This is a genomic window from Nocardiopsis sp. YSL2, from assembly GCF_030555055.1.
Taxonomy (GTDB): Bacteria; Actinomycetota; Actinomycetes; order Streptosporangiales; family Streptosporangiaceae; genus Nocardiopsis.
Genome location: NZ_JAMOAO010000001.1, coordinates 5922576 through 5946001, shown reverse-complemented (window position 1 = coordinate 5946001; position 23426 = coordinate 5922576). Strand labels below are relative to the sequence as shown.

The 23426-nt window shown below is 73.1% G+C and carries 23 protein-coding genes; 16 read left to right on the top strand and 7 right to left on the bottom strand.

Going from position 1 to position 23426, the window contains the following annotated elements; all coding sequences use genetic code 11:
• Positions 1 to 15: 15 nt before the first annotated feature.
• From M1P99_RS26330 to M1P99_RS26320, 3 genes are all read left to right on the top strand, one after another.
• Positions 16 to 663, top strand: coding sequence for an alpha-ketoglutarate-dependent dioxygenase AlkB (locus M1P99_RS26330; RefSeq protein WP_304455278.1), 648 nt, complete (start codon positions 16 to 18; stop codon positions 661 to 663).
• Positions 664 to 978: 315 nt separating this feature from the next.
• A complete protein-coding gene (locus M1P99_RS26325) occupies positions 979 to 1992 on the top strand; it encodes a methyltransferase (protein WP_304455277.1) in 1014 nt (337 codons plus the stop codon).
• A 164-nt stretch (positions 1993 to 2156) separates the two neighbouring features.
• On the top strand, positions 2157 to 3554 hold the full coding sequence (locus M1P99_RS26320; RefSeq protein ID WP_304455276.1) for a GH1 family beta-glucosidase: 1398 nt from the start codon (positions 2157 to 2159) through the stop codon (positions 3552 to 3554).
• A gap of 306 nt (positions 3555 to 3860) precedes the next feature.
• On the opposite strand, the gene M1P99_RS26315 is transcribed toward M1P99_RS26320, so the two are convergent.
• Positions 3861 to 4088, bottom strand: coding sequence for a hypothetical protein (locus M1P99_RS26315; protein ID WP_304455275.1), 228 nt, complete (start codon positions 4086 to 4088; stop codon positions 3861 to 3863).
• Positions 4089 to 4991: 903 nt separating this feature from the next.
• Here M1P99_RS26315 and M1P99_RS26310 point away from each other — a divergent pair.
• Positions 4992 to 5903 carry a hypothetical protein gene (locus tag M1P99_RS26310; RefSeq protein WP_304455274.1) on the top strand — a complete coding sequence of 304 codons (912 nt, stop codon included), beginning with the start codon at positions 4992 to 4994 and terminating at the stop codon, positions 5901 to 5903.
• A 195-nt stretch (positions 5904 to 6098) separates the two neighbouring features.
• Here the strand turns inward: M1P99_RS26310 and M1P99_RS26305 are convergent, their stop codons facing one another.
• The gene (locus M1P99_RS26305; protein ID WP_304455273.1) at positions 6099 to 6911 is read right to left on the bottom strand and encodes a DNA polymerase beta superfamily protein; all 813 of its coding nucleotides are present in this window, start codon (positions 6909 to 6911) and stop codon (positions 6099 to 6101) included.
• A gap of 143 nt (positions 6912 to 7054) precedes the next feature.
• Here M1P99_RS26305 and M1P99_RS26300 point away from each other — a divergent pair, with 143 nt between their 5' ends.
• Positions 7055 to 7855: an SAM-dependent methyltransferase gene (locus M1P99_RS26300; protein ID WP_304455272.1), complete on the top strand. Its 801-nt coding sequence runs from the start codon at positions 7055 to 7057 to the stop codon at positions 7853 to 7855.
• Between the two features lie 91 nt (positions 7856 to 7946).
• On the opposite strand, the gene M1P99_RS26295 is transcribed toward M1P99_RS26300, so the two are convergent.
• Positions 7947 to 8564 carry a TetR/AcrR family transcriptional regulator gene (locus tag M1P99_RS26295; RefSeq protein WP_304455271.1) on the bottom strand — a complete coding sequence of 206 codons (618 nt, stop codon included), beginning with the start codon at positions 8562 to 8564 and terminating at the stop codon, positions 7947 to 7949.
• Positions 8565 to 8792: 228 nt separating this feature from the next.
• Between M1P99_RS26295 and M1P99_RS26290 the strand changes: the two genes are divergently transcribed.
• A complete protein-coding gene (locus M1P99_RS26290; protein ID WP_304455270.1) occupies positions 8793 to 9935 on the top strand; it encodes an MFS transporter in 1143 nt (380 codons plus the stop codon).
• A 232-nt stretch (positions 9936 to 10167) separates the two neighbouring features.
• Here M1P99_RS26290 and paaK read toward each other — a convergent pair whose 3' ends face one another.
• Positions 10168 to 11526: a phenylacetate--CoA ligase PaaK gene (gene paaK, locus M1P99_RS26285; RefSeq protein ID WP_304455269.1), complete on the bottom strand. Its 1359-nt coding sequence runs from the start codon at positions 11524 to 11526 to the stop codon at positions 10168 to 10170.
• 224 nt (positions 11527 to 11750) lie between these two features.
• Between paaK and M1P99_RS26280 the strand changes: the two genes are divergently transcribed.
• From M1P99_RS26280 to paaI, 10 genes are all read left to right on the top strand, one after another.
• Entirely contained in the window at positions 11751 to 12986 is a 1236-nt protein-coding gene (locus tag M1P99_RS26280) for an acetyl-CoA C-acyltransferase (protein ID WP_304455268.1), read from the top strand.
• Positions 12983 to 13732 carry an enoyl-CoA hydratase/isomerase family protein gene (locus M1P99_RS26275; protein ID WP_304455267.1) on the top strand — a complete coding sequence of 250 codons (750 nt, stop codon included), beginning with the start codon at positions 12983 to 12985 and terminating at the stop codon, positions 13730 to 13732. Before M1P99_RS26280 ends, M1P99_RS26275 begins: the two co-directional genes overlap by 4 nt.
• Complete coding sequence (locus tag M1P99_RS26270) at positions 13729 to 14616, top strand: 3-hydroxyacyl-CoA dehydrogenase family protein (protein ID WP_304455266.1); 888 nt, start codon at positions 13729 to 13731, stop codon at positions 14614 to 14616. The genes M1P99_RS26275 and M1P99_RS26270 overlap by 4 nt, the downstream gene beginning before the upstream one ends.
• A complete protein-coding gene (locus tag M1P99_RS26265; protein WP_304455265.1) occupies positions 14609 to 15397 on the top strand; it encodes an enoyl-CoA hydratase-related protein in 789 nt (262 codons plus the stop codon). Before M1P99_RS26270 ends, M1P99_RS26265 begins: the two co-directional genes overlap by 8 nt.
• A gap of 96 nt (positions 15398 to 15493) precedes the next feature.
• Complete coding sequence (gene paaA, locus M1P99_RS26260) at positions 15494 to 16471, top strand: 1,2-phenylacetyl-CoA epoxidase subunit PaaA (RefSeq protein ID WP_304455264.1); 978 nt, start codon at positions 15494 to 15496, stop codon at positions 16469 to 16471.
• Positions 16468 to 16773 (top strand): 1,2-phenylacetyl-CoA epoxidase subunit PaaB, encoded by a 306-nt coding sequence (paaB, locus tag M1P99_RS26255; RefSeq protein WP_304455263.1) that lies wholly within the window; start codon positions 16468 to 16470, stop codon positions 16771 to 16773. Before paaA ends, paaB begins: the two co-directional genes overlap by 4 nt.
• A gap of 10 nt (positions 16774 to 16783) precedes the next feature.
• Positions 16784 to 17665 (top strand): 1,2-phenylacetyl-CoA epoxidase subunit PaaC, encoded by an 882-nt coding sequence (gene paaC / locus M1P99_RS26250; RefSeq protein ID WP_304455262.1) that lies wholly within the window; start codon positions 16784 to 16786, stop codon positions 17663 to 17665.
• Positions 17659 to 18225, top strand: a complete 567-nt coding sequence (gene paaD / locus M1P99_RS26245) for a 1,2-phenylacetyl-CoA epoxidase subunit PaaD (RefSeq protein WP_304455261.1) — start codon at positions 17659 to 17661, stop codon at positions 18223 to 18225. The genes paaC and paaD overlap by 7 nt, the downstream gene beginning before the upstream one ends.
• Before the next feature lie 2 nt (positions 18226 to 18227).
• Positions 18228 to 19328 carry a 1,2-phenylacetyl-CoA epoxidase subunit PaaE gene (paaE, locus tag M1P99_RS26240; RefSeq protein WP_304455260.1) on the top strand — a complete coding sequence of 367 codons (1101 nt, stop codon included), beginning with the start codon at positions 18228 to 18230 and terminating at the stop codon, positions 19326 to 19328.
• A 29-nt stretch (positions 19329 to 19357) separates the two neighbouring features.
• A complete protein-coding gene (gene paaI, locus M1P99_RS26235) occupies positions 19358 to 19732 on the top strand; it encodes a hydroxyphenylacetyl-CoA thioesterase PaaI (RefSeq protein WP_304455834.1) in 375 nt (124 codons plus the stop codon).
• 57 nt (positions 19733 to 19789) lie between these two features.
• On the opposite strand, the gene yjfF is transcribed toward paaI, so the two are convergent.
• From yjfF to M1P99_RS26220, 3 genes are read right to left on the bottom strand one after another with little or no spacing between them, the layout of a single operon-like run.
• Positions 19790 to 20782, bottom strand: coding sequence for a galactofuranose ABC transporter, permease protein YjfF (gene yjfF / locus M1P99_RS26230; protein ID WP_304455259.1), 993 nt, complete (start codon positions 20780 to 20782; stop codon positions 19790 to 19792).
• Positions 20779 to 21786, bottom strand: a complete 1008-nt coding sequence (locus M1P99_RS26225) for an ABC transporter permease (protein WP_304455258.1) — start codon at positions 21784 to 21786, stop codon at positions 20779 to 20781. Before M1P99_RS26225 ends, yjfF begins: the two co-directional genes overlap by 4 nt.
• On the bottom strand, positions 21783 to 23330 hold the full coding sequence (locus M1P99_RS26220) for a sugar ABC transporter ATP-binding protein (protein ID WP_304455257.1): 1548 nt from the start codon (positions 23328 to 23330) through the stop codon (positions 21783 to 21785). Before M1P99_RS26220 ends, M1P99_RS26225 begins: the two co-directional genes overlap by 4 nt.
• Positions 23331 to 23426: the final 96 nt, after the last annotated feature.

Here is a 23426-nt window from a genome sequence, read left to right as displayed (position 1 = left end):
GGCGACCATGGAGGCATGAACGACGCGCTGTTCGGGACCCCGGCGGTGGAGGTGGCGCCCGGTGCCGTGCACGTGCCCGGCTGGCTCGGGCCCGACGTCCAGGCCGACCTGGTCCGGCGCTGCCGGGACTGGTCGCGCGGGCCCGCCGGGATGCGCCGGCACACCATGCCGCGCGGCGGCACGATGAGCGTCCGCATGGCCAGCCTGGGCTGGCACTGGGCTCCGTATTCCTACAGCCGCACCCTGCCCGACGGCACACCGGTCCAGCCCTTCCCCGGCCTGCTCGGGGACCTGGCCGTCCGTGCCGTGAGGGCCGCCTACGGGACCCCGCCCGCGGCCGGGGCCGACCCCTACGACGTCGCCCTGGTCAACTTCTACGACGCCGAGGCCCGCATGGGCATGCACCAGGACCGCGACGAGCGCTCGCCCGCCCCGGTCGTCTCCCTCAGCCTCGGCGACACCTGCGTGTTCCGCTTCGGCAACACCGAGACCCGTACCCGCCCCTACACCGACGTCGAACTGCGCAGCGGCGACCTGTTCGTCTTCGGCGGGCCCTCGCGCATGGCCTACCACGGGGTCCCGCGCACCCGGCCCGGCACCGCGCCTGCGGAACTCGGCCTGCGGGGCCGGCTCAACATCACCATCCGGGCCCTGGGCGGATGACCCGCGGGGCGTCGGGCGTGTCGGCAGGCGCTGCGCGGCGCACCGGCCCGGGACCGTCGGGTCGACGCCGACCAGGCCCGCGGAGGACTCCGCCGCCGCCCACCAGCGCCCCAAGGTCCAGGGGAGGCATCCTGGTGGCGCCCGCCCCCCTCCCGTCCGTCTACGGGATGAACACCGCGCCCCAGCGCGGCTTCCACCGGGCGTTCGGCCGACCGCTCTCCCCGGCCGGCATGGCGTTGGCCTGCATCACCCTTTACTTTGTGTCCAGGCGGAACAACTGGTTGTGACACCCCTCGATACGGAAGGCGGACCACGGTGACCGAAGACGAGAACGCCGGCCGCGAACTGATCCGGCTGATGACCGGCCCCTGGGTGGCCCGGTCCGTGGCCACCGCCGTGCGCCTGGGCGTGGTGGACCGCCTGGCGGAGGGCGCCGCCGACGCGGAGGAGATTGCCGGGGCGCTCGGACTCCACCCCGACCGGCTGCACCGGCTGCTGCGGTTGCTGAGCGCGGTCGACCTCGTCCAGCCCAGGGCGGGCCGCTATGAGCTCACCGGCACCGGCGCCGGGCTGCAGCGCAAGCACCCCTCGCGGCTGCGCGACCTCGTGCTGCTCTACGACAGCGGCATGTTCGCCCGGGCCTGGGGAAGCCTGGAGGAGTCGGTGCGCACCGGGCGGACCGCCTTCGAGGCCGCCCACGGTACCGACGTCTTCACCTACCTGTCGGAGCACCCGGGGGACGCCGAACGCTACTCCGCCGGGATCGCTGCGGGCGGGCGGTTCGGCAAGGCCCTGCCCGCCGTGTACGACTTCGCGGACGCCACGGTGGTCGCCGACCTGGGCGGGGGCGACGGCGACCTGCTCTGCACGGTCCTGGACCACGCGCCGCACCTGCGGGGGGTGCTCGTGGAGCGGCCGACGGCCCTGCCCGCCGCCAGCGAACGCCTCTCGGCGCATCTGGAGAGCGGCCGCGCCACGCTCGTGGCCGGGGACTTCCTGGAGTCCGTGCCCTCCGGGGCCGACGTCCACATCCTCAGCCGTGTCCTGCACAACTGGTCCGACGACGAAGCGCGGGCCGTCCTGCGCCGCAGCCGGGAGGCGCTGGAGCCCGGCGGTCGCGTCCTCATCCTGGAACGGATCCTGCCCGACGACGGCAGCCCGCTGCTGGCCAGCCTCTTCGACGTGCACATGATGGTCATGACCAGCGGCGCCGAACGCACCGAGCACCAGTACGAGGCCCTGCTGCGCGACGCCGGGCTGACCACGGAACGGGTGGCCGACCTGTCCCTGGAGATGCGGCTGCTGGTGGCCGCGCCGCTGCGCGGGTGAGCGGTTCCCCTGCGCCCCGGCCACGGACCGGCGGCGTACGGGAACGGGTCAAGGGCCCGGTCCGGCCCACCGGCCAGGAGCGGTCGAGCGGCGAGCGGAGCCGCCCGGCCCCCTCGCGGGCACGGTCTAGGATTGGGAGCGCTCCCAACCACGAAGGGCCCAGTATGACCGACCCGATCCTGCCCCCCGGACTCCTCTTCGGCACCGCCACCGCCGCCTACCAGGTCGAGGGCGCGGCCACCGAGGGCGGCCGGGGCCCGTCCATCTGGGACACCTACTCCCGCACGCCCGGCCGGGTGGCCCGGGGCGAGAGCGGTGACGTGGCCTGCGACCACTACCACCGCTACGCCGAGGACGTGGCCCTCATGGCCGACCTGGGCGTGGACCTGTACCGGTTCTCCGTGTCCTGGCCGCGCGTGCTGCCCACCGGGAGCGGAGCCGTCAACGCCGAGGGCCTGGCCTTCTACGACCGCCTCGTGGACACCGTCCTGGAGGCGGGGATCGAACCCGCCCTGACGCTCTACCACTGGGACCTGCCCCAGGCCCTGGAGGACGGGGGCGGCTGGCGGGCGCGCGACACGGCGTACCGCTTCGCCGAGTACGCCCGCGTGGTCGCCGACCGCCTCGGGGACCGGGTGCGCCGATGGATCACCCTGAACGAGCCGTTCTGCTCGGCGTTCGTGGGCCACGCCGTGGGCCGCCACGCGCCCGGCACCCGCGAGGGCCGCCCCGCGCTGGCCGCCGCCCACCACCTCCTCCTCGCCCACGGGCTGGCCGTGGGCGAACTGCGGGCCGCCGGCGCCGAGCAGGTCGGCATCACCCTCAACCCCGACCACCTGGTGCCCGCCACCGACTCCGACGCCGACCGGGCCGCGGTGGAGCGGGCGCGCACCCTGCACAACCGGACGTGGCTGGACCCGATCCTCACCGGCGCCTACCCCGACAACGAGCGGGAGACCTGGCCGGGGCTCGCCGACGGCTCCTACCGGCTCGAGGGCGACCTCGACACCATCGCCCGGCCGCTGGACTTCGTGGGGATCAACTACTACCGGCCCATCATGCTGCGCGACGCCCCGCACAGCGAGCCCGACCCGGCACTGCGCACGGCCGCGGACATCGGAACCGAACAGGTCCCCTTCGAGGGCGTGCGGCACACGACCATGGGCTGGCCGGTCGTCCCGCACACCTTCACCGACCTGCTGGTCGACCTCAAGCGACGCTACCCCGGCCTGCCGCCGCTGCTGATCACCGAGAACGGCTCGGCCGAGGACGACCGGCCCGACGCCGACGGCCTCGTGCACGACTCCGAGCGCGTCGACTACCTGCGCGACCACCTGGCCGCCCTGGCCGCCGCGATCGAGGCGGGGGTCGACGTGCGCGGCTACTTCGTGTGGTCGCTGCTGGACAACTTCGAGTGGGCCTTCGGCTACGAGCGGCGCTTCGGGCTGGTCAGGGTGGACTACGAGACCCTGGAGCGCCACCCCAAGGACAGCTTCCGCTGGTACCGGGACTTCCTGGGCGAGCACCGCGCGCGCAGGAAGGCGGAACCCGGCGCACGCTGAGCCGGGGCGCCTCCTCCCTTCTGTGAGGGCACTCCTCCCACACGGGCGCCCCGCACGTCGACGTGTCGGCGTGCGGGGCCCGTCCGGCGTCGGCGCTCGCAGACCGGGCGGATGACGGAACGGGGAGCGGTACCGGCGGTGCCGATGTCCGGGCCGGGGACCAACGGCAGCCTGCGTGCCGACCAGCGCATGTTGACCCGCAGAACAGCCTGGCCGAGCCGCGGCGGACCACACCCTTCGGCCCGATCGCCTACGGGGCGGTCACCGAAGGCGTCGCCATCGACCGGCCGACCGCGGACCGGTAGGTCAGCCCTCCCCGCGGGCCACGCCGCCGAAGGCGCCGACCACCGCGCCCAGAGCGAACATGGAGGCCTCGTCCTCGTCCATGTGGACGATCCCGGCGGGAACCCGGACACGGTAGGGCTTGTCCTCGGCGAGGAGGATGTCCAGCCCGTCGATGATGCCCTGACCCTCCAGCATCAACAGGGCTTCCTCGACCCGGCCCGTACGGTCACCGCGAGACCAAATCGACATGCGTCCACCCTAACGAGGGCGGGGGCGCGGGACAACGCCGCGCGCGGCGCGCGCACGCTGGCCGGATGCGGCCACGGGTGCTCCCACCCATGTGGCCGCAGTGTCCGAGAGAGAAGTCTGGCCCTTCGTGTTCCTGGGGGTGCCGGCGCGTCGGTGGTTGTCCGCCGACGACGCGCCGTTGCATCCTGACGGCGCTCTCCGGACCGGCGGGGCTGGGTGTCCACCGACCGAAGGAAGCCAACGCCATGACCTCGCCGAGGCCGTCCGAGCCGCTCCGGGCGCCTTTCGCGAGTCCGGACCTGGGCGCCGTCCCCGGGGGCGTCTTCGCGTCCACCCCAGCCACGCCATCGAGCCACGACCCTCTCCTGCGAACCCGAGCAGACCACGGCCGTCCAGGCCGACGGTACGAGGCCGTGCCCCCGTGCCACACGGCACGGGGCGGCCCGGCCCCGCCCCTGAGGAGGCCGCCCCCGGCCCCGCCGCCAAGGAACGCGCGTCGTCAGTGCGACGCCGTGGTCACCAGTCCCACCGAGCCCCCCGGAGCCACCACGCCACAGAACCCCCAGGACGTGTCCCGACCGCCGGGCGGGCTCCGCGGTCCCCGACGAGGCCCTGATGGCCCTCGCCCTGGACCCGGACCGCCCGGCGCCGACCGGTACCGTCCGCCACGCCCCGCCGTCCGGCGTCTGACGGGTCGGGCGGCGGCCGATTCGTGTGCGCGGGCGAGTACCTGGGGCGTTGCCCGATGTCACGGGAGTGGGGGGTACTCGGCCCTTGTGCCGAACGCCGGTGAGGTGTTGCATGTGTGCTGATTCCGCCGCCGCGTCGGCGCGCGTGATCGTACGGTGAGGGTCCGGCGGGTCCCGCCGGCGCCGTGGTGACCGAGGGCTGAGGGGTGCGGGCGTGCCCGAGGAGAACTGGCAGTGCTCGATGTGCGCCGCCTTCAACGTGGCGGCCAGGCACGCGTGCATGGTCTGCGACACCTTCCGCGTCCTGGGCGGGCGCCGGGACGGAGGGTCGGCCGCGCCCGGCCGCGACCTGCCGGGCGACCTGTTGGCGCCGGCCGTCACCGACGAGGCCTTCCAGGGCCGTGGCGGGGACGACGGCGAGTGGTCCGGGGACGAGGGACTGCCGCCGGTCCGGCTGATGGAGCCGACGCGGAACGCGGGCGCGCGCACCGCCCCACCGCGCACGGCCGAGGAACCGCCGGGCGAGCCGCCGGGGAGGAACGCGCGGCCCCGCACGTCGCGGGTGGCCGGATGGGGCCTGACAGCGGGCGTGCCCGCGCGCGGGCCGACGGCGGGCGGGGGACCGGTACGGGACACGGCCCGGCCCCAGGAGAAGCCCGGCGGAGCGGGCCGCAGGAGTACGCCGCGAAGGCCGCCCGGCACCGTTCGCGCCCTGACCCTGGCCGTGGTCGGCCTGCTCGCGCTGACCGCGTGGTGGGTGCTGCCCCGGGTCGGAGGGGAGCCGGAGCAGGGCGCGGACGGGAGCGCGGCGCCGCCGGCGTGTCCGGGGCGCGTGGCCGCACTGCTGCCGGGCGCGGGGGAGGGGCCCCTGGTGGCGGCCTTCGAGACCGGGCGGCACCGCATCGTGCTGTGCGAGGACGGGGAAGGCGACCTGTACTACTTCGGGGAGTTCCTGGAGGAGAGCGGCGAGCCGATCGTGGTCCCCGCCCGGAGGACCGGGGACGGTTTCGTCGCCGAGGCGGGCACGACCCGGTACCGGATCACCGGCGGACAGGTCGTGATCAGCACGGACCACGGCGGGGAGGTGGCCCGCCACGACCTGGTGGAGACCGGCGCACCGGAGTAGCGCCGACCCGGGACGGGTGCGTCCGCGGGGTCGCACCCGTCACGCACGTACAGCGGGTCTAGCGGGTCTTGACCAGCGTCGCGAGGACCCCGGCGAAGATCATCATCGACAGGCTCACGATCATGAGCACGAACGCGGCTGTTCCGACCATGGTTGTTCCTTACCGTTCCTCGTGGACCTCTACGGTGGATCACCCTATCCCGCCCGGTCACGGCCCTCGCGCGGGGTCGCCGTGACCTCCTCCGCCCACGCGCGCCGGTAGGCGTCGACGAGGAAGCGGTCGGCCCAGGCGGCGTCGGGCTCCTCGGGCAGGCCGCTGGTCCGGCACAGCCGGATCAACCGCTCCTCCAGGGCGCGGGCGCGCTCCAGGGCCTCCTCGCGGGTGTGCTCGCCCCGGCGCAGGGCCAGCAGCCAGGAGCGGTCGGGATCGGGCACCGGCAGGGTGATCGCGCCGGTCTCCAGCAGTTCGACGCCCTGGAGGCCCAGCCGGACCATGTGGTAGGCGTACTTGGTGTCGAAGCCGTACCGCTCGACGAGTTCGGGTCGGTTGGTGTGCCGGCCGCCGCGCACCCCCTCCATGCGTTCGCGCTGGGCGCGCAGGTAGCCCAGGAAGCGGTGCCCCGTCCGGCGCGAGAGCAGCCGCGCGCGCCGGGCGCGCAGGTCGTGGCCGATCGCGGTGACGGTCACGACCTCGTGGTCGGGGACGAACAGCGGCAGCAACACGGTGGGGTTGCCCTCCAGGGCCAGGCGGGTCCACTTGCGCAGCGAGTACACGGTCAGGTCCAGGTCGCCGGGACCGGAGCGCGCGTGGTCGGGACGGCTGCGGTGGACGTACTGCTCGAAGCGGCGCAGACCGATGACGTACTCGGGCGGCTCGATGCAGAGACCCATCTCGTCGCGGTCGTTGTGGCCGTCGACGGCCAGACCGTGGACACCGGATCCGACCTGGCAGCGCAGGACGGTGTTCTGGGCGGCGATGCGGGCGAACTCGGGTGTGGAGTGCTTCACCGGCGTGTCCTCGGGTCTGTTGGCGCGATATTCGCACAATAGTGGGGCATAAGGGCGATTTGGTGCTTGCCGGACCGGTTCCCGACGGGTTTGACTGGTGCGCGCCGCGGCGCCGCGGCCCACGACGACGAGAAAGCAGGACCGTGTCCGAGACCACCCCTCCCCAGATCGACACCTCCGCTCCGCACAACGCCAGGATCTGGAACTACTGGCTGGGCGGGAAGGACAACTACCCGGTGGACCGGGAGATGGGCGAGCAGATCCGCTCGTTCTTCCCCGAGATCGTGGACAACGCGATCGCCGACCGGGGCTTCCTCGTCCGCGCGGTCACCCACCTGGCCCGGGACGAGGGCGTACGGCAGTTCCTGGACATCGGCACGGGCCTGCCCACGCACAACAACACCCACGAGGTCGCCCAGTCCCTGGCCCCCGACGCGCGCGTGGTCTACGTCGACAACGACCCCCTGGTGCTGGCGCACGCGCGGGCACTGCTGACCGGCACCGACGCGGGCGCCACCGACTACGTCGACGCCGACCTGCGCGACCCGGACACGATCCTGGCGGCCGCGGCACGGACGCTCGACCTGTCCCGGCCGGTCGCGCTCATGCTGCTGGGCGTGGTCAACTTCGTCGCCGACGACGACGAGGTGCGCTCGATCCTGGACCGGCTGCTCGGCGCGCTCGCCCCGGGCAGCTTCCTGGTGGTCTCCCACCCCACCGACGACCTCGACCACGACCGCGCCCACCAGGTGGCGGCGGCGTGGAACGAGCGCGGTACGCCCAAGCTGACGATCCGCTCGGCCCAGGGCATCACCGCGCTCTTCGACGGCCTGGAGCTGCTGGAGCCGGGTGTGGTCTCCTGCTCGCTGTGGCGCCCGGACACCACCGAGGTCGGTGAGGTCCGCCCCGTGGACGAGTACGGCGGCGTGGCCCGCAAGGGATGACCCTCCCGCGGCGGGCCGCATCGCCGGCTGCACCTCCCTGGATCCGGACGCGAGCGGACCGGAGGCTTTCCCCACAGGCCGACGACTCCGATCAGGCGGCTCCGTCCGTACCGGTCTCCGGTACGGACGGAGCCGTTGACGTGGCGCTGCGGACGAAACCGGTGATGTGGTCGCGCAGGCGTTCCTGCGCCTGGTCCTCGTGGACGTCGGGGCCCACGATCAACCGGGCGAGCTGCGGCGTGATCTGCGGCCACGCGGCCAGGCCGATGAGGCTCAGCAGCAGGTGCCGGGTGTCGAGTGAGAGCGGCTCGCCGAGCTGTTCGGCGAGGGAGGAGAGCTTGGCCTCGTACAGGGCGGTCCTGCCCTCCTCGTCCGGAAGCGGTTGCTCCCCGTAGTGCAGGGCCTCCCAGAGCAGGAGCCTGAGCAGTTCGGGTCTGGCCCTGTGGTAGTCGAACACGCGCGCCACGTAGGAGGCCGGGTCGGTGTCCCCGTCGAGCGTCACGACCGCGGACAGCTCGTCCAGGGCGTCGCCCACCACGTGCTGGAAGAGCTGTTCCTTGTCGCCGAAGTTCGCGTAGATCCGCTGTTTGTTGACCCCGGCCCGCTCGGCGATGCGGTCCACGCGCGCGCCCGCGATCCCGTAGGCGGCGAACTCCGTGCGGGCCGCCTTGAGCAGGCGGGCGCGCGTTGTTTCCGTTCTCTTCGTCATGACGACATGATAAGGGGGTACCAACCGGTTGGTTGCACCGGGTGGCCCATTGGTTCCTCGTGGTGACGTATGAGGCGGTGCGCATGCCCGGATTCGGCCTCGTGTGCCTTTTCTCTTCTTGACAACCAACTGGTTGGTCTCGATAGTGGGGGCATGGAATCGATAACAGACGGCGGGGTGGTGAGCACACCTCCGGCCGCTACGCGCACGTCGTTTGCGGTAACCGTCGTGGCCCTCTCCACCACAGGAATGCTGGTGGTCGGCCAGCTCTACACCGTCATTCCCCTCTATCCCCTCATGGCCGCCGACTGGGCGGGTGAGGCCGGTGCGGTCGCGTGGACGGCCACCGCCTTCGCGATCGCCTACGCCGTCGGCTTCCTGTTCGTCGGGCCCGCCGCCGACAAGTTCGGGCCCCGCCGCACGATGGTCATCGGCCTCACGGCCACGGCGGTGGCCACCGCCGTAGTCCCCCTCGCCCCGTCACTGGGGGCGGGGCTCGTCCTGCGCACGGTCCAGGGACTGGTGGCCGCGGCCTTCGCGCCCTCGGCCTTCGCCTACGTCGCGACCCATGTCGACGCACACCGCCGTGTCACCGCCATCACCTGGTTGACCAGTTCCTTCCTGGCCGCGGCGGTCCTGGGTCAACTCGGCGCACAGGCCATTGGGCAGCAGTTCGGCTGGGAACCGGTCTTCTTCGCCGGCGGCGTCGCGCTCGCCCTGGGCGCGGCCGTGCTGCGTCTGGTCCTGTACCCGGATGAGACCGAGGGGAGGGCGACCGCGGCCGAGGCCCTCACCGCCATGGCCGGGCTCCTGGGCAACGGGCGCCTCCTGCTGCTGTACGGGGCCACGTTGACGGTCCTCGCGGGATTCGTGGGCATCTACAGCGGTCTGCAGGTCGCGGGCCCACCGGCTCTGGCCGGAGACGGGGGTGCCATGCTGGCCCTGCGCGCCAGCGGGCTCCCGGCGATGCTGGCCATCCCGCTGCTGGCGCCCTGGCTCGCGCGCGTCGCGCCGGAGCGGCGGGTCACCCTCTCGCTCGGCGCCGCGGCCCTGTTGTCGGTCGTCTGCGCGTTCCTCACCGGGGGAGCGGCCATCGGCGTGTGCCTGTTCGCCTTTGTCGCCTGTATCGCGGTGGCGGCGCCCGGCCTGGTCCAGGCCATCGGCGCGAGGGCGGGCGCCGCGCGCGGCAGCGCCGTGGCGCTCTATACCTTCTTCCTCTTCGTCGGCGCAGGGCTCGGCCCCCAACTGGCCGCAGGCGTCGCGGGGATCGGCTTCCCGGCGGTGTCGCTGACCGCCGCCGCGATCCTGGGCGCGGGGGCTCTGTTGGCTCTGGGTTCTCTGGTCCCCCGCCGCTCCGCCAGCCAGCTCTGAGAAAGGACCGGCCGCGTGCCGCGCCGTCGCACGCGGCCGGTCCCGGAACACCTTTCCCCCTCCGGGTCGCCGCGCTCACGAGAGTTGTTTCCAGATCATTCGCCCGCTGTCGGTCGCGGCGTGCGCGACTTCGTCAGTGAGCACGTTCCCCCCGCCGTACGCGCCTTCCTCAAGGAGGCCGCCGCGGGGTCCTCCCGTCCTCCCCGCGGCGGCCGTGCGTGCTACGCGGCCCCTACTCCTTGGGGCGCTGGTCGACGATGCGGCGGAACTTGCCGACGGAGCGCTCGATCTGCTCGGGGTCCACGACGTCGACGCGCACGCTCACGCCGACGCGGTCCTTGACCGTCGCGGTGATCTCCCGGGAGAGCGCCGCGCGCCGGTCGGAGGTGCAGTCGGGGCGTGCCTCGACGCGCACGGCCATGTGGTCCAGGCGGCCCTCCTTGGTCAGGACCAGTTGGAAGTGCGGGGCCAGCCCGTCCAGGCCCAGGATGATCTCCTCGATCTGGGTGGGGAAGACGTTGACGCCGCGCAGGATGATCATGTCGTCGCTGCGGCCGGTGACCTTGTCCATGCGGCGCATCGGGCGGGCGGTGCCCGGGCGCAGGGTGGTCAGGTCACGGGTGCGGTAGCGGATGACGGGCATGGCCTGCTTGGTCAGCGAGGTGAAGGCGAGCTCGCCGTAGGAGCCGTCGTCGAGCACGTCGTGGGTGACCGGGTCCAGCACCTCGGGCAGGAAGTGGTCCTCCCACACGTGCAGTCCGTCCTTGGTCTCCACGCACTCGTTGGCCACACCCGGGCCCATGACCTCCGACAGGCCGTAGATGTCCACCGCGTGGATGTCGAAGCGCTCCTCGATCTCCAGGCGCATGCGCTCGGTCCAGGGCTCGGCGCCGAAGATGCCGGTGGTCAGGGAGGTGGTGCGGGGGTCGATGCCCTGGCGCTCGAACTCGTCCAGCAGGGTCAGCATGTAACTGGGGGTGACCATGATGACCTCGGGCCGGAAGTCCTGGATGAGCTGGACCTGCTTGGCGGTCTGCCCGCCGGAGGCGGGGACGACCGTGCAGCCGAGCCGTTCGGCGCCGTAGTGGGCGCCCAGGCCGCCGGTGAAGAGCCCGTAGCCGTAGGAGACGTGCACCATCTGGCCGGGGCGTCCGCCCGAGGCTCGGATGGAGCGCGCCACCACCTCGGCCCAGGTGTCGATGTCCTGGCGGGTGTAGCCGACGACCGTGGGGCGCCCGGTGGTGCCGCTGGAGGCGTGGATGCGGCTGACCCGCTCGCGGGGGACGGCGAACATCCCGAACGGGTAGTTCTCGCGCAGGTCGGCCTTGGTGGTGTGCGGGAAGTGCCGCAGGTCCGCCAGTTCCCCGAGGTCGCCGGGGCGGACGCCGGCCTCGTCGAACTTGTCCTTGTACAGCGGCACGTTGGCGTAGGCGTGCTCCAGGGTCCACCGCAGACGCGTGAGCTGGAGGTGGCGCAGCTCGTCGACGCTCATCCGCTCGGCCGGGTCGAGGGACTCCGGGGCGGGGGCCCGGCCCAGTCGCCGGGGGGCGTCGGCGCCGTTCGGCTTCGTCGTGGTGTCCTGGATTGCCATGGATCTCTCCGGGTACTCTGCTCCGCGCGTCCTCGGACCGTCCCGCGGGGCGGCCCGGGCGCGGCCGTCGCCGACGGGGCGGGCCGCACGGACTTGCTTACTGACCGAACGTTCGGTTACTAATGCATTAACGCAGTTGCCCGGCGGCTGTGTCAAGGAGAAGTGTTGTTGGGTTCACCAGTGCCGGTGGCGTGCGTCACCGGCCCTCACATGGGGAGTCGTGCATGAGCGAGGTCTACGTCGTCGACGGGGTGCGCACGCCCCAGGGGCGCTACGGGGGCGCCCTGGCCGGGGTCCGTCCCGACGACCTGGCCGCCACGGCCGTCGCCGAGGCGCTGCGCCGCTCGGGCGCTCCGGGCTCGGCCGTGGACGAGGTCATCCTCGGGGCCGCCAACCAGGCGGGAGAGGACAACCGCAACGTGGCCCGCATGGCGGCACTGCTCGCCGGACTCGACCCCGCCGTGCCCGGCTACACCGTCAACCGGCTGTGCGCCTCCGGCCTGACCGCCGTGGCCTCCGCGGCCCAGGCCATCCGCGCCGGCGAGGCCGACCTGGTCGTGGCCGGGGGCGTGGAGTCCATGACCCGCGCCCCCTGGGTGATGGCCAAGCCCGGCACACCGTGGGCCAAGCCCGGCGAGGTCGCCGACACCTCCCTGGGCTGGCGCTTCACCAACCCGCGCTTCGCCGCCCACGACGCCGCTGTCCCGGCCGGGGCCGCCCCCGACGACCTGCGCTACACCCTGTCCATGGGGGAGACCGCCGAGGAGGTCGCCGTCCTGGAGGGACTCACCCGCCAGGAGTGCGACGCCTTCGCGCTGCGCAGCCACGAACGCGCCGTGGCCGCCGCCGGGGCCGGGCGCTTCGACGCGGAGATCGTCCCGGTCACCGTCACCGGGCGGCGCGGTGCCACGCACGAGGTCACCGCAGACGAGGGTCCCCGCCCCGCATCCTCCATGGAGTCCCTGGCCGGGCTGCGCCCCGTCTTCCGTGAGGGCGGCATCGTCACCGCCGGGAACTCCTCCTCGCTCTCGGACGGGGCCAGCGCGCTGGTGCTGGCCAGTGCCGAGGCGGTGCGCGAACACGGGCTCACCCCGCGCGCCCGCGTCGTCGCCTCCGCCGCGGCCGGCGTCGCCCCGCAGGTCATGGGACTGGGGCCGGTCCCGGCCACGCACAAGGTCCTCGACCGGGCCGGCTGGCGGCTCGACGACGTGGGCTCCGTCGAACTCAACGAGGCCTTCGCCGCCCAGTCCCTGGGCGTCATGCGCCGGCTCGGGCTGAAGGAGGACCGCGTCAACGCCGACGGCGGCGCCATCGCCCTGGGCCACCCGTTGGGCAGTTCCGGCGCCCGGCTGGTCGTGACCCTGCTGGGCCGCATGGAGCGCGAGGACACCGCGCGCGGCCTGGCCACCCTGTGCGTGGGCGTGGGCCAGGGCGCGGCACTGCTGGTGGAGCGCCCGTGAGCGAGCACGCCGACTTCACCACACTGCGGGTCGAGCACCGCGAGGACCGAGTGGTGGTGGAACTGCACCGCCCCGAGGCCCGCAACGCCATCAACGCCCGGATGATCGACGAGCTGCACCGGGTCTGCGCCGACCTGGAGGCCGCGCCCCGGCCGCTGCTGCTGACCGGGCACGGCACCGTGTTCGCGGGCGGCGCCGACATCGCCGAACTGCGCGGGCGCGGTCGCGAGGAGGCCCTCTCCGGCATCAACAGCCGCCTGTTCGAGCGCCTGCACCGGCTGCCCGCGCCGACGGTCGCGGCCGTGGACGGGTTCGCGCTGGGCGGTGGCGCGGAACTGTCCTACGCCTGCGACCTGCGCATCGCCACTCCTGACGCCGTCTTCGCCCAGCCCGAGCCGGGCCTGGGCATCATCGCCGGGGCCGGCGCCTGCTGGCGGCTCAAGGAACTGGTCGGCGCCTCGGTGGCCAAGCAGGTACTCCTGGGCGGTGTGCGCCTGGACGCCGAGACGGCCCTGCGCCACGGGCTGGTCGCCGAGATCGTCCCGGCCGTGGAGCTGCGCGAGCGCGCCCACGCCCTCATCGACCGGATGGCCGCGTCCTCCGCCCTGGCCCTGCGCATGACCAAGATGGTCCTGGACGCCGACGGACCCCACCCGCTGGCCGACGACCTGGCACAGGCGGTGCTGTTCGAGAGCACCGACAAGCACGACCGGATGACCCGGTTCCTGGAGAGGAAGAAGCGATGAGCACCACCGCGCGGGCCGTTCCCGCGACCGTCGCCGTCGTCGGCGGCGGCACCATGGGCGCCGGCATCGTCCAGCAGTTCCTCACCGCTGGGGCCGACGTGGTGCTGGTCGAGGCATCCGAGGAGGCCGCCCGGTCCGGCCGGGCGCGGGTGGCCGCCGGCCTGGACGGGGCCCGCCGGCGGGGCAAGCTGGACACGGCGCCCTCCGAGGTCCTGGCGCGCCTGAGCACCGTCACCGACGTCGCAGGGGTGCCCGCGGGCACCGGCCTGGTGGTGGAGGCGGTGCCCGAACGGCCCGAACTCAAGATCGCGGTCCTGGCCGCCGCGGAGCGCGTCGTGGGCGAGGAGGCCGTCCTGGCCTCCAACACCAGCTCGCTGTCGGTCACCGACCTGGCCGCCGCCCTCGAGCGCCCCGAGCGCTTCCTGGGCACCCACTTCTTCAACCCCGTTCCGGCCTCCAAGCTGGTGGAGATCGTCACCGCTCCGCAGACCGCGCCCGAGGTGCTGGCGGCGGTGCGCGGGTGGGTCGCGGCGCTGGGCAAGACCGAGATCGTGGTCCGCGACGCGCCGGGTTTCGCCACCAGCCGCCTGGGCGTCACGCTGGGCCTGGAGGCGATCCGGATGGTCGAGGAGGGGGTGGCCTCGCCCGCCGACATCGACACCGCCATGGAGCTGGGCTACCGGCACCCCATGGGTCCGCTGCGCCTGACCGACCTGGTCGGACTCGACGTGCGGCTGGCCATCGCCGAACACCTGGCCGCCGAGCTGGGGGACCGGTTCGCCCCGCCGGAGCTGTTGCGCCGTATGGTCGCCGAGGGAAGGCTCGGTCGCAAGGCCGGGCAGGGCTTCCACATCTGGGACGAGGGAGAACACAAGCGTGAGTGAACACAGGGCGGCGGAGTTCGACGAGGTCGACGGGCTCGCCACGGTGCGCCTGCACACCCCGGCGCTGACCCGGCGGGTCAAGGAGGACCTGCTGGCGGCGCTGCGCCGGGCGGCGGAGTCCACCACGGCGCGGGCGGTGCTGCTGCTGGGGTCGGAGAAGGCGTTCTGCGTCGGACAGGACCTGGCCGAGCACGCCCGGATCCTCGACGAGGCGCCCGAGCAGGCGCTGACGACCGTGCACGAGCACTACAACCCGATCGTTCTGGCCCTGGAGGAGATCCAGGTGCCGGTCGTGGTCGGGATCGGCGGCGCCGCCGTCGGCGCCGGCCTCGGGTTCGCGCTCGCGGGCGACGTGCGCGTCAGCGCCCGGCGGGCCAAGTTCGGCACCGCCTTCACCGGGATCGGGCTGGCCTCGGACTCCGGGCTGGCCTACCGCCTGGTGCGCTCGCTCGGCCAGGCGCGCGCCATGGAGATGATGCTGCTGGGCACGGTGATCGGCGCCGACCGCGCCCTGGAGCTGGGCCTGGTCACCGAGGTCGTCGACGACGACGCCTGGGCCGAGCGGGCCCGCGAGGTCGCGCTCCGGCTGGCCGCGGGCCCCACCAGCGCCTTCGTGGCGGCCAAGCGCGAGGTGCGGGCGGCGGCCTCGGGCGCCCAGGAGCTGCCCGAACTGCTGGCCGAAGAGGCCGATCTGCAGAACCAGTTGGGTGTGACCGCCGACCACGCGGGGGCGGTCAAGGCGTTCCTGGACAAGCGGGCGCCGACGTTCACCGGTAGCTGACCAGCGTGGATTCCCCCGCCCGGGTACTTGCCCGAGCGGGGGAATCCAGGGATACTAATTACTGACCGAACGTTCGGTTATGAAGGAGAACGAGCCATGTCCACCGTGACGGCCGACCCGGCGCCCTCGGGCTCCGACGAGGCCCACCAGGCGGAGTTCGACGCCAAGGTCGCCGCCGACCAGCGCATCGAACCGCGCGACTGGATGCCCGAGGGGTACCGCAGGACCCTGGTCCGCCAGGTGTCCCAGCACGCCCATTCCGAGATCATCGGCATGCAGCCCGAGGGCGACTGGATCGCCTCGGCGCCCAGCCTGCGCCGCAAGGCCATCCTCCTGGCCAAGGTCCAGGACGAGGCCGGACACGGCCTGTACCTGTACGCGGCCACCGAGACGCTCGGAGTCGACCGCGCCGATCTGACGACGCGGCTCATCGAGGGCCGCCAGAAGTACTCGTCGATCTTCAACTACCCCTCGCTGACCTTCGCCGACGTCGGCGTCATCGGCTGGCTGGTCGACGGCGCCGCCATCTGCAACCAGGTCCCGCTGTGCCGCAGCTCCTTCGGGCCCTACGCCCGGGCCATGGTGCGCATCTGCAAGGAGGAGTCCTTCCACCAGCGGCAGGGCTACGAGCTGCTCATGCGCATGATGGAGGGCACCGAGGCCCAGCGCGCGATGGTCCAGGACGCCGTCGACCGCTGGTGGTGGCCGTCACTGATGATGTTCGGCCCGCCCGACGCCGACTCGCCCAACACCCGGCAGTCCATGGCCTGGCGCATCAAGCGCGACACCAACGACGACCTGCGCCAGAAGTTCGTCGACATGACCGTCCCCCAGGCGGACAAGCTCGGCGTCACCCTGCCCGACCCCGAGCTGGTCTGGAACGAGGAGCGCGGCCACCACGACTTCGGCGAACCCGACTGGGTCGAGTTCAAGCAGGTCATCTCCGGCAGCGGCCCCAAGAACGCCGAGCGTATCGAGCGCCGCCGCGCCGCCCACGAGAAGGGCGCGTGGGTCCGCGAGGCCGCCACGGCCTACGCCACCAAGCACCAGAGCGACCGGGAGGCCGCGGCATGAGCACCACGACCGACGCGTCCCGCCCCGAGTGGCCCCTGTACGAGGTCTTCGTCCGCGGCAAGCGGGGACTCAACCACGTCCACGTGGGCTCCCTGCACGCGCCCGACGACCACATGGCGCTGCACAACGCCCGCAACCTTTACACCCGCCGCAACGAGGGCGTCAGCATCTGGGTCGTGCGCGCCGAGCACATCAGCGCCTCCAGCCCGGACGAGAAGGACCCCTACTTCGCCCCCAGCGGCGACAAGGTCTACCGGCACCCGACCTTCTACTCCATCCCCGACGATGTCCCGCACATCTAAGGAACGGTCCATGAGCGGCGACGACCACATCTACTCGGTCCTGGGCCAGGAGCACGGCGGCGACGACCGCTGGGCCTTCGGCACCGGCTTCACCGACGCCCTCGCGGGCGTGGACACCACCCTGCCCGAGGGCGTCGACGGCGCCGACCTGGCGCTGTACTGCCAGATGCTCGGCGACGACGCGCTCGTGCAGGCCCAACGCCTCGTCCACTGGGTCACCGACGCCCCGGAGCTGGAGGAGGAGGTGGCCCTGGCCAACATCGCGCTCGACCTGCTCGGCCAGGCACGCCTGCTGCTCTCCCGGGCCGGGCAGGCCGACGGCACCGGCCGCGACGAGGACCGCTTCGCCTACTGGCGCGGACCGGCCGAGTTCCGCAACGTGCACCTGGCCGAGGCTCCGCGCGGCGACTTCGCCCGCGCCGTCGCGACGCTGCTGGTGCTCTCCACCGCCCGCCTGGCGGTGTTCACCCGCCTGGTCGACAGCGCCGACCCGGTGCTGTCCGCCGTCGCCGCCAAGGCCGTCAACGAACTGGCCTACCACCGCGAGTACGCGGTGTCCTGGGCGCTGCGGCTGGGCGACGGCACGCCCTTCTCCCACGAGCGCATGGCCGCCGCCGTCGCCGACGTGTGGCCCCTGACCGGGGAGCTGTTCGCCGCCCACCCGGTCGAGACCCGCCTGGCCGCCCAGGGCGCGGGCGTGGACCCGTCCACCGTCGCCGACGAGGTGCACGACGTCCTCACCCAGGTGCTGACCACCGCGACCCTGGCCGCGCCCGAGCCCTTCCCCGAGGCCGCCGTGGCGGGCCGCGACGGCCGCCACACACCCGACCTGCCGCCCCTGCTGGACGAACTCCAACGGGTGGCCCGGGAACACCCGGAGGCGACATGGTGACCACCGAGCACGCGACCGGCCGGACCACCGCGCACGCCGGTCCGGCGAGCGCGGACGAGGCCGCCGGGGCGCGTGCCCTGGCGGCGGCCGCGGCCGTGGCCGACCCCGAGCTGCCCATGCTCACGCTGGCCGACCTGGGCATCCTGCGCGGGGTCGACCTCGACGAGGACGGGACCGTCCAGGTGTGGATCACTCCCACCTACTCCGGGTGCCCGGCCCTGACCGAGATGCGCGCCGACGTGGACCGGGCCGTGCGCGCGGCGGGGTTCGACCGCGTGCGGGTGCGCACCGCGCTCTCCCCGGCCTGGACCACCGACTGGATCACCGGGGAGGGCCGGCGCAAGCTCGCCGAGCACGGCATCTCCCCGCCCGGCCAGGCGCCGCCACGGGCCCCGGGGCCGGTACCGCTCACCCTGATGCCCACCCGCACCGTCCCGCGCTGCCCGCTGTGCGGCGCGGCCGACACCGAGGAGCTGTCCCGGTTCGGCGCCACCTCCTGCAAGTCGCTGCACCGGTGCCGGTCCTGCCTCGAACCGTTCGAGCACGTCAAGGAGATCTGACCGTGACCACACCCGTCACCGACGCGCCCGCGGCGCCGCGCCGCGCGGCGGCGTTCCACCGCCTGCGCGTGGCCGCCGTCGAGCGCCTGTGCGACGACGCCGTCGCCGTCAGCTTCGACGTCCCCGACCGCCTGGCCGAGGAGTTCGCCTTCGCGCCCGGGCAGTCCCTGACCCTGCGCCGCGTGGTGGACGGGGTCGAGGAGCGGCGCAGCTACTCCATCTGCGCGCCCGTGGGAGCCCCACCGCGCGTGGGTGTGCGCCTGGTCGCCGACGGCCTGTTCTCGACCTGGCTGGTCAACGAGGTCGCGCCGGGCGACGAGATCGAGGTGGGCACCCCCACCGGGCGGTTCAGCCCCGACCTGACCGTCTCCGGCCGCCACGTGCTGATCGCCGCCGGTTCGGGCATCACGCCGATGCTGTCGATCGCGGCGTCCCTGCTGCGCGCGACCGACTCCCACGTCACCCTGCTCTACGGCAACCGCCGCAGCGACACGGTCATGTTCGCCGACGAGCTGGCCGACCTCAAGGACGCGTTCGGCCCCCGGCTCGAACTCGTCCACGTGCTCTCCCGTGAGCCGCGTGAGGCCGAGCTGTTCACCGGCCGCCTGGACGCCGCCAAGCTCGACGCGCTGCTGTCCACGATCGTGGCCGCGGACGCGACCGACCACTGGTGGCTGTGCGGCCCCTTCGGCATGGTCACCGACGCCCAGGAGGTCCTGGCCCGGCGCGGGGTGCCGCGCGAGCGCGTGCACCAGGAGCTGTTCTTCGTCGAGGGCGACGAGCCGCCGCCCCAGGCACGCCACGAGGAGCCCGGCGTGGAGGGCCCGGCCTCGGAGGTCACCGTGGTCCTGGACGGCCGCACCAGCACCCTGACCCTGCCGCGGGACACGCCCGTCCTGGACGCCGCCCAGCGCTACCGTCCGGACCTGCCCTTCGCCTGCAAGGGCGGGGTGTGCGGCACCTGCCGGGTCCGGGTCTGCGAGGGCGAGGTGCGCATGCGCCGCAACTACGCGCTCAGCGACGACGAGGTCGCGGCCGGGTACGCGCTGGCCTGCCAGTCGCTGCCCCAGACCGAGACCCTGACCGTGGACTTCGACTCGTGAGCGGGGCGGAGCCGAACGCGGCGCGGCGGATGTTCGAGGCCGACCGGGCGTCGAAGAACCTGGGGATGCGGTTGGTCGACCTGGGCGAGGGCAGCGCCACCGTGGAGATGGCCGTGGGTCCGCTCATGGTCAACGGGCACGGCATCGCCCACGGCGGGTTCGTGTTCACGCTGGCCGACACCGCGTTCGCGTGCGCCTGCAACGCGGACGGGCGCGGGGTGACGGTCGCCTCGGGCGCGGAGATCACGTTCGTGGCCCCGGTGCGCGAGGGCGACCTGCTGGTGGCCACCGCCGCCGAACGCGTGGTCTTCGGCCGCAGCGGGCTCTACGACGTCACCGTCCGCCGCGGCGACGAGGTCGTCGCGGAGTTCCGCGGCCGCAGCCGCACCGTCAACGGCGGATGAGCCGCGCCCGCGGAGGGGCCGACCAGGGCCGGTCCCTCCGCGGCGCGACCCGGGCGCTCAGCCGGATCTGCGCATCATGACGCGTTGGAAGATGATGAAGACCAGCAGCAGCACACCGATGACGATCTTGGTCCACCAGGAGCTGAGCGTGCCCTCGAAGGAGATGATGGTCTGCACGGTGCCCAGCACCAGCACGCCCGCCACCGATCCGGCCACGTAGCCCACCCCGCCGGACAGCAGCGTTCCGCCGATCACCACCGCGGCGATCACGTCCAGTTCCATGCCGACACCGTGCAGGCCGTAGCCGGAGAGCATGTACAGGCTGAAGAGCAGACCGCCCAGCGCCGAGCAGAACCCGCTCACCGCGTACACGCCCACCCGCACCCGGCCGGTCGGCAGGCCCATCAGCCGGGCTGAGGACTCGCTGCCGCCCACCGCGTACACCGTGCGCCCGAACCGCGTCAGGTGCAGGACGTACACGGCCACCAGGACCACGGCCAGAGCGATCAGGACGCTGTAGGTCAGGGTCACCCCGTCGCCCAGGGAGATCGTCCCCGTCGCCAGGGCCCGGAAGACCGGGTCGTTGATGGAGACCGACTCCACGCTGATGAGGAAGCACAGCCCGCGGGCCAGGAACATGCCCGCCAGGGTGACGATGAAGGGCTGCACGTCGAAGAAGTGGATGACCAGCCCCATCAGCAGGCCCAGCGCCGTGCCTGCGGCGAGCACGGCCACAACCGAGGCGAGCGGGGGCCAGCCCGCCTCCAGCGTGGCCGCGGCGATCATGGTCGACAGCGCCGCCACCGCGCCCACCGACAGGTCGATCCCGCCCGTCAGGATCACGAACGTCATCCCCACCGCGAGCACGATGAGGAAGGCGTTGTCCACGAACAGGTTCGTCGCGACCTGGGGCGAGGCGAAGCCCTCGTAGCGCACCGATCCGGTGCCGAAGGTCAGGACGAACACCGTGAACGTGGCGATCACCGGCAGGAAGCGGCGGGGGAGTCGGTCGACGCGGTCCTTCACGCGTCTGACGTCCAGGACGTTCATGGCGCGGTCACCTCCTGGGCGCGGGTGTCGGCGGGTTCGGCTCTGCGCCGGGGCCGGAACAGCTCCGACGTGCGCGGGGACTGCAGCAGGCACACGGCGATCACCACGACCGCCTTGAACACGAGGATGGCGTCGGGCGGCACGCCGATGCTGTAGACGGTCGTGGTCAGCGTCTGGATCACCAGGGCGCCCACGAGGGTGCCGGTGAGCGAGTACCGGCCGCCGGCCAGCGAGGTGCCCCCGATGACCACGGCCAGGATCGCGTCCATCTCGATCCACAGGCCCGCGTTGTTGGCGTCGGCGGCGTTGACGTTCGAGCTGATCATCAGGCCGGCCACGCCCGCGCACAGCCCGGCGAACACGTACACCGTCCAGACGATGGTGCGCGAGCGCACCCCGGCCAGACGGCTGGCCCGGGGATTGGTGCCCACCGACTCCACGAGCATGCCCAGGGCGGTGCCGCGGGTCAGCGCGGCGACGGCCAGCAGCACACCCAGGCTGATGAGGATCGCGATCGGCAGGACCACGAAGCCCGCGCCGATCTGGCGGTAGACCGGATCGTCCACCGTGATGATCTGGCCCTCGGTGACGAGCATCGCGCCGCCGCGTCCGGCGGTCATCAGGACCAGGGTCGCGATGATCGGCTGGATGCCCAGGACCGTGACGAGGAAGCCGTTCCACAGGCCGAGCAGGACGCACACGGCCAGCGCCAGGAGCATGGCGGTGATGGCGTCCCCGCCCGAGGCGATCCAGGTGCAGGCGATGGCGCCCGCGACCGCCGCGACGGCGCCCACCGACAGGTCGATGCCCCGGGTGGCGATCACCAGGGTCATCCCCACCGCGATGAGCAGTGTCGGCGCCCCGTTGCGGAGGATGTCGACCAGGCTGCCGTACAGCGCCCCGTCCTGGATCCGGATCTCCAGGAACGAGGGGTTGACGGCCGCGTTGAGCACGAGGAGGCCGACCAGGGCCGCGGCCGGCCAGAAGAGCTGGTGCCGGATCATGAGGCCATCGCCGTGCCCTGGTCGTCGTGCGCGGCGATGGCGCCCATCACGTCGTCCACGGTGACGCCGTCGCCCTCGAGCTCGGCGGTCTTGCGCCGGTCCCGCAGGACCACCACGCGATCCGACACCCGGACCACCTCCTCCAGTTCGGCACTGATGAACAGCACCGCCATCCCGTCCGCGGCCAGGTCGGCCACCACCTTCTGGATCTGGGCCTTGGCGCCGACGTCGATGCCGCGCGTGGGCTCGTCGAGGATGAGCAGGTCGGGCCGGGTGACCAGCCAGCGCGCCAGCAGGACCTTCTGCTGGTTGCCCCCGGAGAGGGTGCTCATGACGGCGCTCGGATCGGCGGGCCGGATGTCGAGCTTGTCGATGTACTCCGCCACCAGCGCGTCGGCCACGCGCCGGGGGACCGGGCGCATCCATCCGCGTGCGGCCTGCAGGGCCAGGATGAGGTTGTCGCGTACGGTCAGGTCCGCGATGAGCCCCTCCGCCTTGCGGTCCTCCGAGCACAGCGCCACACCGCGGGCGATCATCGACCGCGGTCCGCGCGGGCGGACGGCGCGGCCGCCGATGCTCAGCGTCCCGGTGTCGGCCCGGTCGGCCCCGAACAAGAGCCGGGCCGTCTCGGTGCGCCCGGAGCCGAGCAGACCGGCCAGGCCCACCACCTCGCCGGCGTGGATCTCCAGGTCGAACGGGGCGATCGACCCCGCGCGGCCCAGACCGCGCGCGGTCAGGACCGGCGCGGTGCCGGGAGCGCGCTCCCCGGAGCGGCGCTCGACCTCCTCCAGGGCGCCCAGCTCACGGCCGAGCATCACCGAGACCAGTTCCAGGCGGTCGGTCCGGCTCGGCAGGTACTCCCCGACCAGGGCGCCGTTGCGGAGCACGGTCATCCGGTCGGCGATCTCGTACACCTGCTCCAGGAAGTGCGAGACGAACAGGATCGCCACACCCTCGTCGCGCAGGACGCGCACGATCCGGAAGAGCTCGGCGACCTCGTCGGTGTCCAGGCTGGAGGTCGGCTCGTCCAGGACCAGGACGCGCGCGTCCACGGCCAGGGCCCGTGCGATGGCCACGAGCTGCTGGATGGCGATGGGGTGGCTGTCCAGGCCGGAGCCGGGGTCGATGGACAGGCCGATGCGCTCCAGCAGTCGAGCGGCCCGGGCCCGGCAGGCCCGCTTGTCGATGGCGCCCAGGCGGCGCGGCTCGCGGCCCAGCAGGATGTTCTCCGCCACCGACAGGTTGGGGCAGAGGTTGACCTCCTGGTAGACGGTGCTGATCCCCGCGTTCTGCGCCTGCACGGGTGCGGTGAACTCCACGCGCTCGCCGTGCAGGCGGATCTCGCCTGCGGTCGGTCGGTGCACTCCGGTGAGGGCTTTGATCAGGGTGGACTTGCCCGCGCCGTTCTCGCCCATCAGGGCGTGCACCTCGCCCGGGAACAGCTGGAAGTCGACGCCGGAGAGCGCCCGCACGCCCGGGAAGTCGACGGTGATACCGCGCATGTCGACCACCGGGGCGGTCGGCGGCGGTGGGGAATCGGTCATGGCCCGTGCTTTCGTCGTCGTGAGCGGTCCCCGGCGTCGCTGTCGTCAGTGGCGCCGGGGACCGGGGTAAGTCACCGGTCGGGTCCGGTCGGGGTG